A 14,384-nucleotide genomic window follows, 5' to 3' on the forward strand; every position below is an offset into this window, starting at 1 on the left:
GCCGTGCTTCCGACGGTCTGGTCAGAGACGGCCATCACCGATGTTGAGCAAATCGTCAGCTATATCGCAGCGCGCAATCCTGCCGCCGCCCGGCGAATCCGTGACCTGATCGTTGATACAGCCCGGACGTTGGGGGACCATCCCCATGCCTATCGGGCCGGTCGTGTGTCGGGCACACGGGAGGTGATCGTTCATCCCAACTATGTCCTGATCTATCGCGTAGAGGCGGATGCCGTAATGATCATCAACGTCTTCCATTCCGCTCAGCAGTATCCCCCCGAATGAAACTCTATTTCGCCGCCCCGTCCCCCTTCGTCCGCAAATGCCGGATCGTCGCCCGCGAGAAGGGGCTGTCCGACCGGATCGAGGAGATCGCGGTCAATCCGTATGAGAATGCGCCGGAGCTGATGGCCACCAATCCGGTGGTCCAGGTCCCGACCCTGATCGCGGCGGACGGCCTGCCGCTGACCGACAGTCCGGTGATCTGCGACTATCTCGACACCCTCGGCGACGGGCCCCGCCTGCTGCCCGAGGCCGGCGCGGACCGGCTGCGCGTGCGGCGGATGGAGACCCTGGCCAATGGCGCGCTGGAGATGGGCGTCAAATGGCTGCTGGAACTGCGTCGCCCCGAATCCGAGCGCTCGCCCTCGTGGATGGCGCGCTGGACCCTGAACCTCGACCGGTCGCTGGATGCGCTGGAAGCGGTCCGGCCCGATCCCGCCGTCCTCGACATGGGCACGATCACCGCCGGGGTCGCCGTCACCTGGATCAGCTTCCGCCACCCGGACCACGACTGGAAGACCGGTCGCCCGCATCTGGTGGCCCTGCAGGCCACGCTCGAGGCCCGGCCGAGCTTCGTGGCGACCCGGCCGGTCTAGATGGTCTAGGGAGCCAGTCCGGCGAGCTGGAGGCCCTGATAGCCGGCCAGCACGATGATCAGCACCCCGACCCCGTAGGTCAGCAGCCGCGCCGGGACGCGTTTGGTGATCCAGCCGGCGAAGGGGGCGGCGATCAGGCCGCCGACGATCAGGCCGCCGACGGCGGCGGCATGATGCTCCAGCGCCCCGCCGGACCAGCGTCCGGTCACCAGGGCCGCGAGGAAGGCCGCCGATATGGCGATGGTCACCAGAAGTTCGGCGGTGTTGACCGTGCCGATGGCCCGGCGCGGCTCGGTCCCGGCCCCGACCAGGGTCGAGGTCACCGTCGGGCCCCAGCCACCGCCGCCGATCGCATCCAGCAGGCCGCCGACAAAGCCCAGCGGGCCGCTCCAGCGCAGCGGAAACAGGCGCAGCCGCACGTCACGGGCCGCCCGCCACAGCACCCAGATGCCGATCACCAGCAGATAGGCCAGGATGTAGGGCTTGATCCGGTCGCCGGGCACGCCGGTCAGCACATAGGCCCCGACCGCCCCGCCGATCATCCCGCCCGCCGCCAGCGGCCAGAACAGGGACCACAGGATATTCCGGTGCATCACATGCGACGCGGCCGAGGCCCCCCCGGTGAAGATCTTGGCGACATGGACGCTGGCCGAGGCCGCGGCCGGGGGCACGCCAAAGGCCAGCAGCACCGTATTGGCGATCACGCCATAGGCCATGCCCAGGGCCCCGTCGACGATCTGGGCCAGCAGGCCCACCGCCAGAAACAGCAGGAAGACGTCCATTCGGGTACCCGTGCGGCATCGGCCACCGTGGTGACGCCTTCCTGCGTAATGCGCCCGGCGCGACGGCGGAAGCGGGGGTGACGCGCTTGTGACCCGCCGTCCGTGGGCTGTGCCCTCCATCGACAGGTGACGCCCTGCACGCTAGAGCGAAATCGGTTGGGTTGGACGAAGTCCAACCCGGCTCAGATTTCGCTCCAGTTTGAATCCGGGCCATTTTTTGGATTCAGGTCGGTTCGACCTGAAGCAAAAATGGGCTAAGGCTCCGCCCCTCCGGAATTCAGGATGTTTCCCCCGTGCGACTGCCCCAGGCCCGGCTCGATCAGGTACTCGACCGCTTCCACCAGGTGGAGGCGCGCATGGGCGCGGCCAGCGACGGCCAGGAGATCGTGCGCCTGTCGAAGGAACATGCCGAGCTCAAGCCGGTGGCCGATGCGGTGATGGCCGTGGCCCGGGCCCGGGCCGAGGTCGCCGACCTGCAGGCCATGGCCTCTGATCCCGAGATGGCGGCCATGGCCGCCGAGGAGCTGGAGGCCCTGAACGAGACCCTCCCGGGGCTGGAGCGCGAGGTCGCCCTGTTGCTGGCCCCGCGCGACGCCGACGAGAACGCCTCGGCCGTGCTGGAAGTCCGCGCCGGTACCGGCGGCGACGAGGCCGCCCTGTTCGCCGGCGACCTGTTCCGCATGTATTCCCGCTACGCCCAGACCCAGGGCTGGAAGGTCGAGGTCGATTCCGCCACCGAGGGGGACGCCGGCGGCTTCAAGGAGATCATCGCCACCGTCAACGGCGACGGCGTGTTCGGCCGGCTCAAATTCGAGAGCGGCGTGCACCGGGTCCAGCGCGTCCCGACCACCGAGGCCGGCGGTCGCATCCATACCTCGGCCGCCACGGTCGCCGTCCTGCCCGAGGTCGAGGACGTCGAGATCGACATCCAGGACAAGGACATCCGCATCGACACCTTCCGCGCCTCCGGCTCGGGCGGCCAGCACGTCAACAAGACCGATTCCGCCGTGCGCATCACCCATTTCCCGTCCGGGATCGTCGTCACCTCGTCCGAGAAGTCGCAGCATGTGAACCGCGACAAGGCGATGAAGAACCTGCGCGTCCGCCTCTATGACCAGCAGCGCCAGGCCAAGGACAATGCCCGTTCCGACGCGCGCAAATCCCAGGTCGGCTCGGGCGACCGCTCCGAGCGGATCCGCACCTACAACTTCCCCCAGGGCCGGGTCACCGACCACCGCATCGGCCTGACCCTGCACAGCCTGCCGCAGATCCTCGAGGGCGACATCGACCCCCTGCTCAACGCCCTGATCGCCGAGGACCAGGCCGCCCGTCTCGCCGACCTCGAAGCCGAGTTCAACTAGCCCCGGCCGGACAGGGTGCCGGTCCGATCGTCGTTTTCAGGAGCCTCATGCACACAGCCCTGGTCGTCGCGCACCCTGGTCATGAATTGCGGATGTCGGCCTGGGTGCGGCGCGCGCGGCCGCGGCTGTCGATCATCGCCCGCGGCTCGCGCTCGGGCCAGTCGGAACGGCGGATCGAGGCCAGCCGTCGCCTGGCCGATGTGCTCGGGGCCGTGCCGACCGCACCATTCGGGGCGGCCTTTGATGTCGACCTGTACCGCTGGATGATGGCCGGGGACGCGGCCCCCTTTCTGGACCTGGTCGACACCCTGGCGGCGGGCTTTTGCGCGGGGGCGGTGACCACTGTCGTCACCGACGGCTGGCAGAACTATAATCCGGTCCATGACCTGACCCATCTGATGACCCGGGTCGCCGCCGCCGAGGCGGGACAGACCCTCGGCCGGGCCGTGACCTGTCTCGACTATCCGGTGGTGCTGGGCGATCTCGCCGCCGCCCCGGCCGGCCCCGCCGTCGCGGTCCTCGACCTCGACCCGCAACAGCGGGCGGACAAACAGGCGCTGGTCGATCGCTATCCCGAAATCGCCGACGACGTGGCCAGCCTGTCGGCCAGCGCCGGTCCGGCCGCCTTCACCCGCGAGTCCCTGCACCGGCCGCTGCCCCTGGCGGACCTGATCCCCACCGACCGCCCCCCCCTCTATGAGGCCTGGGGCGAGGACCGGGTCCGCGCCGGCGTCTATGCCGAGGCCCTGCGCTGGTCCCATATGGTGCCGATCGTCAGCCGGCTGGCCCGGCGGCTGGAGGCCGCCGGATGACCGGGCTGCGGGTGCTGATCACCAATATCACCCTGGCCGGCCGGACCGGGACCGAGATCGTGGTCCGCGACCTGGCCCTCGGCCTGGCCCGGGCCGGCGACCGGCCGATGGTCTATGCGCCGCGATCGGGGCCGATCGCCGACGCACTGCGCCGAGCCGGCATTCCGGTGGTCAATGACATCGCTGCCGTGCCCGCGACCCCGGACGTGATCCACGGCCATCATGTGATCCAGACCGCGGTCGCCCTGGCCCGCTATCCGCAGGTGCCGGCGGTCTTTGTCTGTCACGACCGGGAGGCCTGGCATGACACGCCGCCCCGCCTGCCCGGGGTCCGCGCCTGGGCCACGGTCAGCGACAGCTTCCGCACCCGGGTCGCCGCCGATACCGGCCTGGCCCCGGAGGCGGTGCAGCTGGTGCTCAACGGTGTCGACACCGACCGGTTTCAGCCGGGCCCGGCCCTGCCGCCACGCCCGCGCCGGGCCCTGGCCTTCGCCAAGAACCAGGGCCATCTCGACGGCATCCGCACGGCCTGCGCCCGGCGCGACATCAGCCTCGATGTGGTCGGGGCCGCGGTCGGGCGGATCGTCGACGCACCCGAGGCCCTGCTCCCGGCCTATGACCTGGTCTTCGCCAGTGCCCTGACGGCGATCGAATCCCTGGCCTGTCTGCGGGCGGTGGTGGTGTGTGACGGTCGCGGTCTGGCCGGGATGGCGGACCTGCCGACCTATGAGGCCCTGCGCCACGGCAATTTCGGGGTCGGCACCTTCACCGGCCCGGTCACCGCCGGGGCGGTCGGGGCGGCGATCGACCGCTATGATCCGGTCATGGCCGTGGCAGTGGGGCAGCGGCTGCGCGCCGAGGCCGGACTGACGGCCTGGACCGATCGCTGGCGCGCCGTCTATGCCGGGATCCTGGCGAGCCCGGCCGGGCCGGAGGACAGCGAGGCCCGCAACCTGGCCCTGGCCGTCCATCTCCAGACCTGGGACCCGGCGGTCGCGCCGTCGTCCTGGACCGCCGAGCGGGCGAGCCTGATCCGGACCCTGGCCCGGCTCGGCAGCGGGCTGGAGCCGCTGGATCCCGGGGTGTCCGTCGCCGCCACGGACGGCGATCGCCTGGCCCTGACCGGATTTCATACGCCGGAAGCCTGGGGGGTATGGTCGGCGCAACCGACGTGCAGCCTGCGCTTTCGCCCGGCCACGGCGTTCGGTCCCGGCCGCATCCGCCTGCGTCTGGCCCCGTTCCTGCCGGCCGGCTCGCCCGACGCGCGCCTGACGGTCACCCTCAACGGCCAGCCGCTGGGCGAGCTGTCGTTCCCGGGCGCGGACGGTGCCGAGCCGCGCGATGTCTGGTTCGCAGTCGATGCCCTCGACGGGGTGACCGACGCCTGGCTCGGCTTCCACTCGACCCCCTGCCGCTCGCCGGTCTCGCTCGGTCTCTCGGCGGACGGGCGTCGTCTCGGCTTCAGCCTGATCGAGGTCGCGATCGAGCCCGACTGACGCCCGGCTCAATCTCCGTCGGGCGGCGGCGTTCCCCGCTTGCGCCCGTCGCGCCGGATGCGCCGGTTCATCAGCCGGTTGGACAGGGCCTCGGCGTGTTTCAGGGTAAAGGCCAGGGCCGCGGGACTGCCCAGCCTGGCCCCGACGCTGTCGGCGACCACCGCCCCGCGCTCGCCGATCGGCCGGACCGCACCGGTGGTGGTGTCGATCGCGGTCTGGTGTTCGATCTCGGCGTTCAGCTCGGCCCCGAGGATGATGATCTGCACCGACAGCCAGGTCCACAGCAGGAAGCCCATCATCGCCGCCAGCGGCCCGTAGGCGGCGGTGCGCACGAAGGTCTGCAGATACCAGCTGAACAGGAAGGACACCGCCAGGCTGGCCGTGGCCGCGAACACCGCCCCCGGGGTCAGCCAGCGCCAACGGGCGCGGCTGCGGCACGGGCCAAACCGGTAGATGGTCGCCAGGGCGATTCCATAGCCGACCAGCAGCACCGGCCAGCGCAGCGGGGCCAGGTAATTCCATTCCGCGGCCAGGCCGAATACCCCCAGCACCAGCGGTACCCCGACCACCAGGGCGGCGGTCAGGAACACCGCCATCAGGCCGGACAGGGTGAAGGCCATGCAGATCAGGTTGTAGTGCAGGAAGTTGCGACGCTCGACCTGGTGGTAGGCGACGTTGAGCCCGTAGAACAGGGTCTTGATGCCGCTGTTGGCCACCCACAGCGACAGCAGCAGGGTCCAGGCCAGGGTCAGGGTCATCTGCGGCTTGGTGGTCTCGGCCAGTCGCTGCATCTCACCGCCGAGGAAGCCCGCCACGCCGGACGGCAGCACCGAATACAGGAATTGCAGCCGGTTCCAGGCGTCGGCCGGATCGGCGAACAGGCCGTAGACGGTGACGAAGGCGGCCAGGGTCGGGAACAGCGACAGCACGATGAAGAAGGTCACGCCCCCGGCCAGGAAGCCGACCCGGTCGCCGAAATAGGAGACCCCGACCCGCCACAGGATGTCGCTCCAGCCGCGGTGCGGAATCTGGATCGGCCGCCGCGCCAGCCGGCCGCGACCGGGCTCGCGCGCCTCGAACTCCTCCGGCGTCGGCGGCGGGGGCGGCGGTTCGGGCGGACGGAAGCCGCGCAGGTCCAGCCCGACCCTGTGGCCCTGGCGATGCAGCAGATGGATGGCCCCGGCCCCGGCGACCAGCCCGCCGGCAACCGCCCCCAGCAACCGCAGCAGGCGCAGGCCGGATGACGCCCTGGCGGGTGACGATGACTTCGATCTGGTGCCCATCGGCGCTATCAACGGCCTCCGTGTTGCGGCGTTCCGCTTGAAATCGCCCCAAAGCCGCGTCAAGCAGCCTTCATGACCGATAGCACGCCCGCCCCGACTCTCGTCACCGCCTGGAAAACCGCCCAGGCCCGGCTCAAGGCCGGCCGCATCGACAGCCCGGCCATCGACGCCCGCCTGTTGCTCGAGGTCGCCGCCGGGGTCGGCCGCACCGACATCCTGACCGATCCGCACCGGGCCCTGACCCCCGACCAGGCCGCCGCCTATGCGGCGATGATCGACCGCCGGCTGAAGCGCGAGCCGGTGTCGCGCATCCTCGGCCGCAAGGGGTTCTGGAAGATCATGCTCAACGTCACCCCCGACGTGCTGAGCCCGCGCCCCGACACCGAGGCCATTCTCGACGTCGTCCTGCTGGCCTTTCCGCCCCAGGCCGCCTTCCAGATGATCGATCTGGGCACCGGTTCGGGGGCGATCCTGCTGGCCGTCCTGGCCGAGCGTCCGGCCGCGCGCGGCATGGGCACCGACATATCGTCCGAGGCCATCGCCGTGGCCAAGGAGAACGCCGCCAATCTCGATCTCGACGCCCGCGCCAGCTTCCTGCGCACCGAATGGGCCACCGGCTTCGGCCCGGGCACCTTCGACGTGGTGGTGTCCAATCCGCCCTATATTCCCAGCGGAGACATCGCCGGCCTCGACCCCGAGGTGCGCGAGCACGATCCGCACCTGGCCCTGGACGGCGGCCCCGACGGCCTGCAGGCCTATCGCGACCTGGCCCCCGAGATCCATCGCATCCTCAAGCCGGGCGGCGTCTTCGCCGTCGAGATCGGCTGGGACCAGGGTCCCCAGGTCAAGGCCCTGTTCGCGGCGGCCGGCTTCGCCGACGTCAAGGTGGTCAAGGACCTGTCCAACCGCGACCGCGTCGTCACCAACGGCCCGGACCCGCGCACCAACCCGATTCCGAAGATGTAATAATCCTGCCCCGTCAGGGGCGGGGGGCCAGCCGAACAAACCCCTTGGAAACCGGCCCGTCCCGCGCTAAGCCTTGAACTGTCTCCCACCCAAAACGCACGCCTTGGACCGCTTCAGGCCCATCCACGCGCGCTCGGGGCATGTGATGGTCGGGCCGGGTCGCCCGGCGAGCCACGGGGCGGCAACGGATTTCCGGATACATCGTCAGCGGGGATTGGCCCCGAACGAGACGGAACGAAGACACGGACGGCGACAGGCTGCAGCATGCAGACCGCCCGTTCCCCTGAAAAAGCACGGTAAGTTTCGATGAGAGATTTCAAGGGCATGAAGCGTCAACGCGGACGCAACAGAAAGCCCGGCGGCGGTCCCAGCAACGCCAACAGCAGCAATCCGAACCGGTCGTGGGATTCCCAGGGCCCGGAGAACATCAAGGTCCGCGGCAACGCCCAGACGGTCTATGAGCGCTATCAGCAGCTCGGCCGCGATGCGACCGCCGGCGGCGACCGGGTGCTGGCCGAAAACTACATGCAGCACGCCGAACACTATTTCCGCGTCCTGCGCGCCCTGCAGCCGCAGCGTTCGGTGTCGGAGATCGCCGCGCGCGAGCTGTCCAACCAGGGCTATGACATCGATTTCGAGGACGAGACCGGGGCCCAGGCCGCCGCCTTCCTCGCCGCCCAGCAGGCCGCCGACCGCGCGGCCCAGGGCGACACCGGCGACACCCAGGGCGACGGCAATGGCCAGGGCGGCAATCATCAGTCCGGCAACACCGCGTCGGGCAACCCGCAGTCCGGCAACGGCCAGCCGCGTGAATGGCGCGACCGGGACGGCAATCGTGAGGCCCGCCCGCCGCGCAATCGTGACGATCGCCCGCGCGAGGATCGTCCTCGCGACGACCGTCCCCGGGATGACCGGCCCCGCGACGAACGCCCGCGTGAGGATCGTCCGCGGGACGACCAGGCCCGGGACGACCAGCCCCGCGCCGAGGGCGACGCCGACGGCGGCCGCCGCGAGACGCGCCGCGAACGCTGGGAACGGCGCCGCAACGAACGCCCGGCCCGCGGTGAGGGCACCGACGGCGAGAGCGCCGGTTCCGACGACGACCAGTCGCCCGCCGCCGCCGCGCCTGCGGTCGAGGCCGCCGAGGCCGCACCGGCCCGGACCGAGACCCGCGCCCGCCGCCCGCGTGCCGAACGCGCCCCTCGCGACGAGTCCGCTGACGACGCCCCGACGGCCCTGCCGGGCTTCCTGACCCGCGCGCCGGTCGCGGCGGCCACACCGGCGGTCCCGGCCGAGGCCACCGACGCCCCGGTCGTCAAACGCCGGGCCCCGCGCAAGAAGGTCGAGGCCCCCGCCGGCGACGAGTGACCCCTGCGGGGTTGCGGCCGGTCTTGACGGCGGCGGCCCCGACGGCTTCTTGGGGCCCGTGCTCTCCGGAAGGACTGTCCATGCGCGCGCGTCTTCGCCTGTCGATCATCATTGTCGCTGCTGCCGCCACCCTGGCAGCCTGTGCCTCCGCGCCGCCGCCGCCGCCGCCAGGACCGACGGGCCCGACGGGCGCGGTACTGCGCGACTGGCGCAGCATCATCACCAGCACCGACCGCGACCGCTACAACCGCCGTCAGGCGGCCTGGACCCTGGCCCTGCAACAGGCCCGGCGTCAGCCCGGTTCCGGTGACCTGGCCGGGCTGGGCGATCTGATCGACCCCGCCGCCGCCCTGCCGGGGGTCATCCCTCCGGTCGGCGACTACCGCTGCCGCACCGTGAAACTGGGCTCCCAGGGCGGCGAGGCCGGGCTCGGCTATGTGGTCTATGACTGGTTCGCCTGCCGGATCGACCAGACCCCGAACGGGCTGAAATTCTCCAAATTGACCGGATCCCAGCGTCCCGGTGGCCTGCTGTTCCCGGATAGCCGCGATCACATGGTCATGCTGGGGTCGGTGGCCCTGGCAGACGAACCGCCCGCCAACTCCTACGGTCAGCGCCCCGAGCGCGACCTCGTCGCCGTGCTGGAACGGATCGGTGCGCGCCGCTGGCGGCTGGTCATCCCCTGGCCCCAGAACGAATCCAACCTCGACCTGATCGAACTGGTGCCGGTCGGCTAGGCGGAAAGACTCCCGACTTCGCTTGACCGCCCGACCCCGACCCGTGACTCTGGTCCCGCGTCGGGTGTTCCGGCGCATGTTTTCAGGGGGTTCACATGCGCGGTATCGGCGCCACCATCAGTATGGTCGTTCTACTGGCGATCGTTCTCGGCATCGCCCTCGTCGGCATGCCCACCTACAACGTCTATTCCAAGCAGATGAAGGGCAAGGCCGCCTATGAGGAGGCGGTCCAGAACCGCCGCATCCGCGTGCTGGAAGCCCAGGCCGCCCTCGATTCCGCCGAGCTGACGGCCCAGGCCGAGATCGCCCGCGCCCGCGGCACCAACGAGGCCAACCGCATCATGGCCGAAAGCCTCGGCGGCCCCGACAACTACCTGCGCTGGGCCTATATCAACATGCTGCAGGAAACCGCCGGCCAGGGCGACCGCCAGGTCATCTACATCCCCACCGAGGCCGGCCTGCCCATTCTCGAAGCCGGCCGCCGCGCCGCGCCGTAGGCCTCACCCCGCCGCCTCCGGGCGGCGGGGACGGTCCCGTCAGACCTTGGTCAGCTTCAGGTCCTGATAGTCGTACGAGAAGTCGATGTCGGGCGAGACGCCCTTGACCGTGGCCCGCACCGGCCGGCCGTCCTCGATCTCGAAAGTGATGAAGGCGTCCTCCTCGCGGGTGTCGGGGAAGCGGGTGCGCATCATCTCGCCGTCATAGGGTTCCAGCGGGCCCTGCAGGGCCGGATTGTGGGTGAAGCTCAGATACAGGCCGGTGCGGGCGTTGCGGCCGCGGCCGGTGGTGCGGGCCTCGATGGTGATGTCCCCGTACCAGGGGTCGCGCCAGGTCCCGGCATAGGCCGACAGCGGCAGGGAGGGTGCGGCCCCGGCGGCCTGTTTGGCGTCGATCTCGACCGCGGCGGCCAGCGACTTTTCGATGCCTTCCTCGTTGCGGCGCACCGAGTCGGCGATCCAGTCGAAATCGGTCCTGGCCATGCAGATGTCGGTGATGCCCGAGCGCAGGGCCCGCAGCAGATAGCTCTCCTCGGCATTGGAGAAGACCGAGAAGCCGATGTTGCGGCCCGGGATCAGCATGGTCGCCGAAATCCCGCCGGGCGAGCCGCCGCCGTGGCTGACCAGCCGCTCGCCGCGATAGTCCTGGACCTGGAAGCCCATCGCATAGGTCGAGGCGATGGCGCGGCCGGGCAGGGCGGCGGTCGGCCCCTCGGACGACGTGACGATGACGTTGGGCCGCCACATCTCCTTCGCCGTCTCTTCCGAGAACAGCCGGCTGCCGTCGGGCAGGGCCCCCATGGCCAGCCGCACGGCGATCCATTTCGACCAGTCGACGGCGCTGGCGCAGATACCGCCCGCCGCCGCCGCCGAGTCCCAGTTCCAGATGGCGGCGATCGAGTCGGCGATCGGCCGCATCGGCCCCTGGTAGCGCAGCGGCGGACCGGTGCGGGCGTGGGGCAGGGCGGACTTCTGCGGATCGGCCAGGCTGGCCATCGGCACGGTGTCGGTCATGCCGACCCGGTCGAGGATCCGGTCCTGGACAAAGTCTTCCCAGCGCTGGCCCGAGGCGGCGGCCAGCACCTCACCGGCGACCACGAACATCAGGTTGCAATAGTGGTAGCCGGCGCGGAAGCCGTATTCGATCGGCACGAACGGCACCCGGGCCATCACCTCTTCACGGCTGCGATCGCTGTTGGGCCAGAACAGCAGGTCCCCGGCCCCCAGACCGAAGCCGGCCCGGTGGCTCAGGGTGTCGCGCACCGTGATCCGCTCGCCGATCACCGGGTCCGACAGGGTGAAGCCCGGCAGATAGGTCCGAACCGGCTCGTCCCATTTCACCTTCCCCTCGTCGACCATCATGGCCAGGCCGGCGGCGGTGACGTTCTTGGAGTTGGAGGCGATGGCGAACAGGGTCCGGTCGTCGACCCGCCGCGCCTCGCCCATCTTCCGCACGCCATAGCCGCGGGTCAGGATGGCCTGGCCGTCCCGGACCACCGCCACCGACAGGGCCGGCTGGTCGGGAAAGGCCGCCATCGCCTGTTGCACGAAGGCGTCGATCGCCGTGGCCAGGTCGGCATGGTCATTCGCCGCCGCGCGGGCCCAGGCGGGCATCGCCGCCAGGGCGGTCCCGCCCGCGGACAGGGCCAGGGCGGAACGGCGGGACAGGGTGAGGGGGTGGACGGGCATGGCGGTCTCCGGTGTGCGGGACGAGGCTAGACCATTTTGGCCCCGGGTCGAGCCGGGGTGGCAGCGCCCCGGTTTCGCCGCAACCGCGACGGGGAGGTAACGGTCTGAAATCGTGCGGTCATGACGCAAAAGTAACTAGGGGGCGGTTCGTCTGCCTGTTAACCGCCGAACGAGTCGGCGCCCCGGGTGGACGCAGGACCTTGAAGGGGCTGACGCCATGATCCGACTGAAGACCCTGCTGCTCACCGGCGCGGCAACGATGGTTCTTGCGCCGCCCGTCCTGGCCCAGACGGCCCCGCCGCCCGCCCCGGCCCTGGCCGCCACGCCGGCGACGGAGGAGCCGCCGGCCGAGGCGGCGTCGGCCGTCGCCGATGTCGTGGTCACCGCGCGCGCCACTGATGTGCGCACCTCGATCGATTCGGTCAGCTACAGCCTGGCCAATGACCTGCAGGCGACGACGGGCAGCCTGGCCGACGCCCTGCGCAATGTGCCTTCAGTGGACGTGGACCCCCAGGGCAATGTGTCGCTGCGCGGCGATTCCGGGGTGACCATCCTGGTCGACGGCCGCCCGTCGGGTGTGCTGTCGGGCGAGGGGCGGGCCCAGGCCCTGCTGCAGCTGCCGGCCGACCAGTACGCCCGGATCGAGGTGATGACCAATCCGTCGGCCGCCTACAGTCCCGAGGGGTCGGGCGGGGTGATCAATCTGGTCACCAAGCCCCGTACCGCGCGCCCGGGCACCCAGACGACCGGCTCCATCCGCGCCAATGTCGGTGACAATGGTCGCTGGAACCTGGGCGGCAGCGGCTCCTGGCAGAAGGACAAATTGACCCTGTCGGGCGACCTCAGCTACCGGGTCGATCCCAACCGGTTCGGGTTCAACCGGCTGCGCGAGCAGCTGGACCCGGTGACCGGGGCCGTGGTCTCGACCACCCGCAACGACCAGGCCACCGTCTCCGACCAGACCGGCACCGTCGGCCGGTTCGCCGTCGACTACCGGCTGAGTGACCGTACCCAGCTGACCGGCGAACTGCGCGGCGTTGCCTTCGAGGGGGACCGGGGCGGCCCCGGCCTGTTCGAGACGCGCGACGCCGGCGGGACCGTGACCGGTGCCTATGCCCGCGACGACAGTTCCGCCTTCCGGTTCCGCAACGGCGGCGCGACGGCGCGGCTGCTGCACCGGTTCGACGAGGCCGGCCATGAATGGTCCGGCGAGCTGCGTTATGACGTCAATGACATCGAGAATGCGGGGTTGGCCCTGACCCGCTTCCTGGTGCCCGCGGGGACGGATCTGGTCGAACGCAACGACCAGGCGCAGAACCAGGTCACCCTCGGCTTCACCAGCGCCTATGTCCGCCCCACGGCCGACGGCGGCAAGGTGCGGCTGGGCTATGAGGTCACCGAGGTCCGCCCGGATCAGGAGGTCACCTTCAGCCGCGGTCCGTCGGCGGGGACCCTGGCCGTCGTGCCGGGCCTGAGCAACCGGTTCGAGGCGCGCCAGACCGTGCATGCGCTGTACGGAACCTGGGAGCGGCCGCTGACCGAGGCGTTTTCGGCCCAGGCGGGGCTGAGGCTGGAACAGGCCGACATCCGGGTCGAGGATCTGACCGGCGGCACCTCGGCGTCCCAGGACTATTTCCGCGCCTATCCCACCGCCCATCTGCAGTATCAGCTGTCCGAGACCCAGACCCTGCGCGCCAGCTATTCGCGCCGGATCCAGCGGCCGCAGCCGGGGCAGCTGAATCCGTTCGTGAGCTATGGGGACCCGCTGAATCGCCGCTCTGGCAATCCGGATCTGGAGCCGCAGGAGACGGATTCGTTCGAGGCCATGTGGCAGAAGCGTCAGGGTTCGACCTTTTACCAGCTGACCGCCTATCTGCGTGACACCGACAAGGCCTTCACCGAGACGGTGACGGACCTGGGCGGCGGGGTGCTGCTGACCCGGCCCGAAAACCTGGGCGGGCGGCGCGATACCGGGCTGGAGGCCACCGCCAACGGCCAGCTGCATGCCAGCCTGCGCTACAGCGCCAGCGTCAATGTCTTCCGCCAGGCGATCGACGCGGGCGGCATCGCCGGCGGCGGCGACCGGTCGGCCACCCTGGCCAGTGGCCGCGCCAGTCTGAACTGGCAGCCGACCCCGACCGATTTCGTGCAGCTGTCGGGATTCTGGCAGGGCGACAGCCTGCTGGCCCAGGGCCGGCGCGAGGGCGGCGGCATGGTCAATCTGGGCTACCGGCGCAAGCTGAGCGAGACCCTGTCGCTGAACGTCACCGGGCGTGACCTGTTCAGCGGGTTCAACAGCGCCTCGGTCTATGAGACCCCGTTGTTCCGGGAGCGGACCGAACAGAATATCCGGCTGAGGGCCTTCTATATCGGCCTCAGCTGGAGCCTGGGCGCGGGGCCGCGCCGCCAGCCGGAACAGTTCGACTTCTCGACCGGTCCGGCGGGCGGCTGACCCCTTGTGTGGCTGGTCGGCCACACCCACCTTTGCCCTGGATCAAGGCGTCGCTTGTCGCAA

Annotated in this window: 13 protein-coding genes; 10 read left to right on the forward strand and 3 right to left on the reverse strand. The window is 70.4% G+C overall.

Going from position 1 to position 14,384, the window contains the following annotated elements; genetic code table 11:
- Window positions 1–3: 3 nt before the first annotated feature.
- A complete protein-coding gene (locus tag PSV00_RS03865; RefSeq protein ID WP_300445077.1) occupies window positions 4–285 on the forward strand; it encodes a type II toxin-antitoxin system RelE/ParE family toxin in 282 nt (93 codons plus the stop codon).
- Window positions 282–878, forward strand: a complete 597-nt coding sequence (locus PSV00_RS03870; RefSeq protein ID WP_300445079.1) for a glutathione S-transferase N-terminal domain-containing protein — start codon at window positions 282–284, stop codon at window positions 876–878. Before PSV00_RS03865 ends, PSV00_RS03870 begins: the two co-directional genes overlap by 4 nt.
- Before the next feature lie 5 nt (window positions 879–883).
- Here PSV00_RS03870 and PSV00_RS03875 read toward each other — a convergent pair whose 3' ends face one another.
- The gene (locus tag PSV00_RS03875; RefSeq protein WP_300445081.1) at window positions 884–1,660 is read right to left on the reverse strand and encodes a sulfite exporter TauE/SafE family protein; all 777 of its coding nucleotides are present in this window, start codon (window positions 1,658–1,660) and stop codon (window positions 884–886) included.
- A 293-nt stretch (window positions 1,661–1,953) separates the two neighbouring features.
- Between PSV00_RS03875 and prfA the strand changes: the two genes are divergently transcribed.
- The 3 genes from prfA to PSV00_RS03890 are packed head-to-tail and all read left to right on the forward strand — an operon-like array spanning window position 1,954 to window position 5,329.
- Window positions 1,954–3,021, forward strand: a complete 1,068-nt coding sequence (prfA, locus tag PSV00_RS03880) for a peptide chain release factor 1 (RefSeq protein ID WP_300445083.1) — start codon at window positions 1,954–1,956, stop codon at window positions 3,019–3,021.
- A 47-nt stretch (window positions 3,022–3,068) separates the two neighbouring features.
- Window positions 3,069–3,833, forward strand: coding sequence for a hypothetical protein (locus PSV00_RS03885; RefSeq protein WP_300445085.1), 765 nt, complete (start codon window positions 3,069–3,071; stop codon window positions 3,831–3,833).
- On the forward strand, window positions 3,830–5,329 hold the full coding sequence (locus PSV00_RS03890; RefSeq protein WP_300445087.1) for a glycosyltransferase: 1,500 nt from the start codon (window positions 3,830–3,832) through the stop codon (window positions 5,327–5,329). Before PSV00_RS03885 ends, PSV00_RS03890 begins: the two co-directional genes overlap by 4 nt.
- 8 nt (window positions 5,330–5,337) lie before the next feature.
- Here the strand turns inward: PSV00_RS03890 and PSV00_RS03895 are convergent, their stop codons facing one another.
- Complete coding sequence (locus PSV00_RS03895; RefSeq protein ID WP_300445088.1) at window positions 5,338–6,612, reverse strand: YihY/virulence factor BrkB family protein; 1,275 nt, start codon at window positions 6,610–6,612, stop codon at window positions 5,338–5,340.
- 72 nt (window positions 6,613–6,684) lie between these two features.
- Here PSV00_RS03895 and prmC point away from each other — a divergent pair, with 72 nt between their 5' ends.
- The 4 genes from prmC to PSV00_RS03915 all read left to right on the forward strand — a co-directional run bounded on the left by prmC (window position 6,685) and on the right by PSV00_RS03915 (window position 10,180).
- Complete coding sequence (gene prmC / locus PSV00_RS03900) at window positions 6,685–7,578, forward strand: peptide chain release factor N(5)-glutamine methyltransferase (RefSeq protein ID WP_300445090.1); 894 nt, start codon at window positions 6,685–6,687, stop codon at window positions 7,576–7,578.
- 324 nt (window positions 7,579–7,902) lie between these two features.
- A complete protein-coding gene (locus PSV00_RS03905; RefSeq protein ID WP_300445092.1) occupies window positions 7,903–8,946 on the forward strand; it encodes a DUF4167 domain-containing protein in 1,044 nt (347 codons plus the stop codon).
- Between the two features lie 80 nt (window positions 8,947–9,026).
- Window positions 9,027–9,683 carry a DUF4893 domain-containing protein gene (locus tag PSV00_RS03910; RefSeq protein ID WP_300445094.1) on the forward strand — a complete coding sequence of 219 codons (657 nt, stop codon included), beginning with the start codon at window positions 9,027–9,029 and terminating at the stop codon, window positions 9,681–9,683.
- A gap of 95 nt (window positions 9,684–9,778) precedes the next feature.
- The gene (locus PSV00_RS03915) at window positions 9,779–10,180 is read left to right on the forward strand and encodes a hypothetical protein (RefSeq protein WP_300445096.1); all 402 of its coding nucleotides are present in this window, start codon (window positions 9,779–9,781) and stop codon (window positions 10,178–10,180) included.
- A 39-nt stretch (window positions 10,181–10,219) separates the two neighbouring features.
- On the opposite strand, the gene PSV00_RS03920 is transcribed toward PSV00_RS03915, so the two are convergent.
- A complete protein-coding gene (locus PSV00_RS03920; protein WP_300445098.1) occupies window positions 10,220–11,869 on the reverse strand; it encodes a serine hydrolase in 1,650 nt (549 codons plus the stop codon).
- Window positions 11,870–12,086: 217 nt separating this feature from the next.
- Here PSV00_RS03920 and PSV00_RS03925 point away from each other — a divergent pair, with 217 nt between their 5' ends.
- Complete coding sequence (locus PSV00_RS03925) at window positions 12,087–14,321, forward strand: TonB-dependent receptor (RefSeq protein ID WP_300445100.1); 2,235 nt, start codon at window positions 12,087–12,089, stop codon at window positions 14,319–14,321.
- The last annotated feature ends 63 nt before the right edge of the window (window positions 14,322–14,384 follow it).

This window comes from Brevundimonas sp. (genome assembly GCF_029945885.1).
Lineage (GTDB): Bacteria > Pseudomonadota > Alphaproteobacteria > Caulobacterales > Caulobacteraceae > Brevundimonas.

Bases quoted from the DNA above. Each gene is read 5' to 3' on its own strand.
- PSV00_RS03870 (WP_300445079.1), top strand. From the start codon at position 282: ATGAAACTCTATTTCGCCGCCCCGTCCCCCTTCGTCCGCAAATGCCGG.
- PSV00_RS03875 (WP_300445081.1), bottom strand. From the start codon at position 1,660: ATGGACGTCTTCCTGCTGTTTCTGGCGGTGGGCCTGCTGGCCCAGATC.
- PSV00_RS03885 (WP_300445085.1), top strand. From the start codon at position 3,069: ATGCACACAGCCCTGGTCGTCGCGCACCCTGGTCATGAATTGCGGATG.
- PSV00_RS03890 (WP_300445087.1), top strand. From the start codon at position 3,830: ATGACCGGGCTGCGGGTGCTGATCACCAATATCACCCTGGCCGGCCGG.
- PSV00_RS03895 (WP_300445088.1), bottom strand. From the start codon at position 6,612: ATGGGCACCAGATCGAAGTCATCGTCACCCGCCAGGGCGTCATCCGGC.
- prmC (WP_300445090.1), top strand. From the start codon at position 6,685: ATGACCGATAGCACGCCCGCCCCGACTCTCGTCACCGCCTGGAAAACC.
- PSV00_RS03905 (WP_300445092.1), top strand. From the start codon at position 7,903: ATGAAGCGTCAACGCGGACGCAACAGAAAGCCCGGCGGCGGTCCCAGC.
- PSV00_RS03910 (WP_300445094.1), top strand. From the start codon at position 9,027: ATGCGCGCGCGTCTTCGCCTGTCGATCATCATTGTCGCTGCTGCCGCC.
- PSV00_RS03915 (WP_300445096.1), top strand. From the start codon at position 9,779: ATGCGCGGTATCGGCGCCACCATCAGTATGGTCGTTCTACTGGCGATC.
- PSV00_RS03920 (WP_300445098.1), bottom strand. From the start codon at position 11,869: ATGCCCGTCCACCCCCTCACCCTGTCCCGCCGTTCCGCCCTGGCCCTG.
- PSV00_RS03925 (WP_300445100.1), top strand. From the start codon at position 12,087: ATGATCCGACTGAAGACCCTGCTGCTCACCGGCGCGGCAACGATGGTT.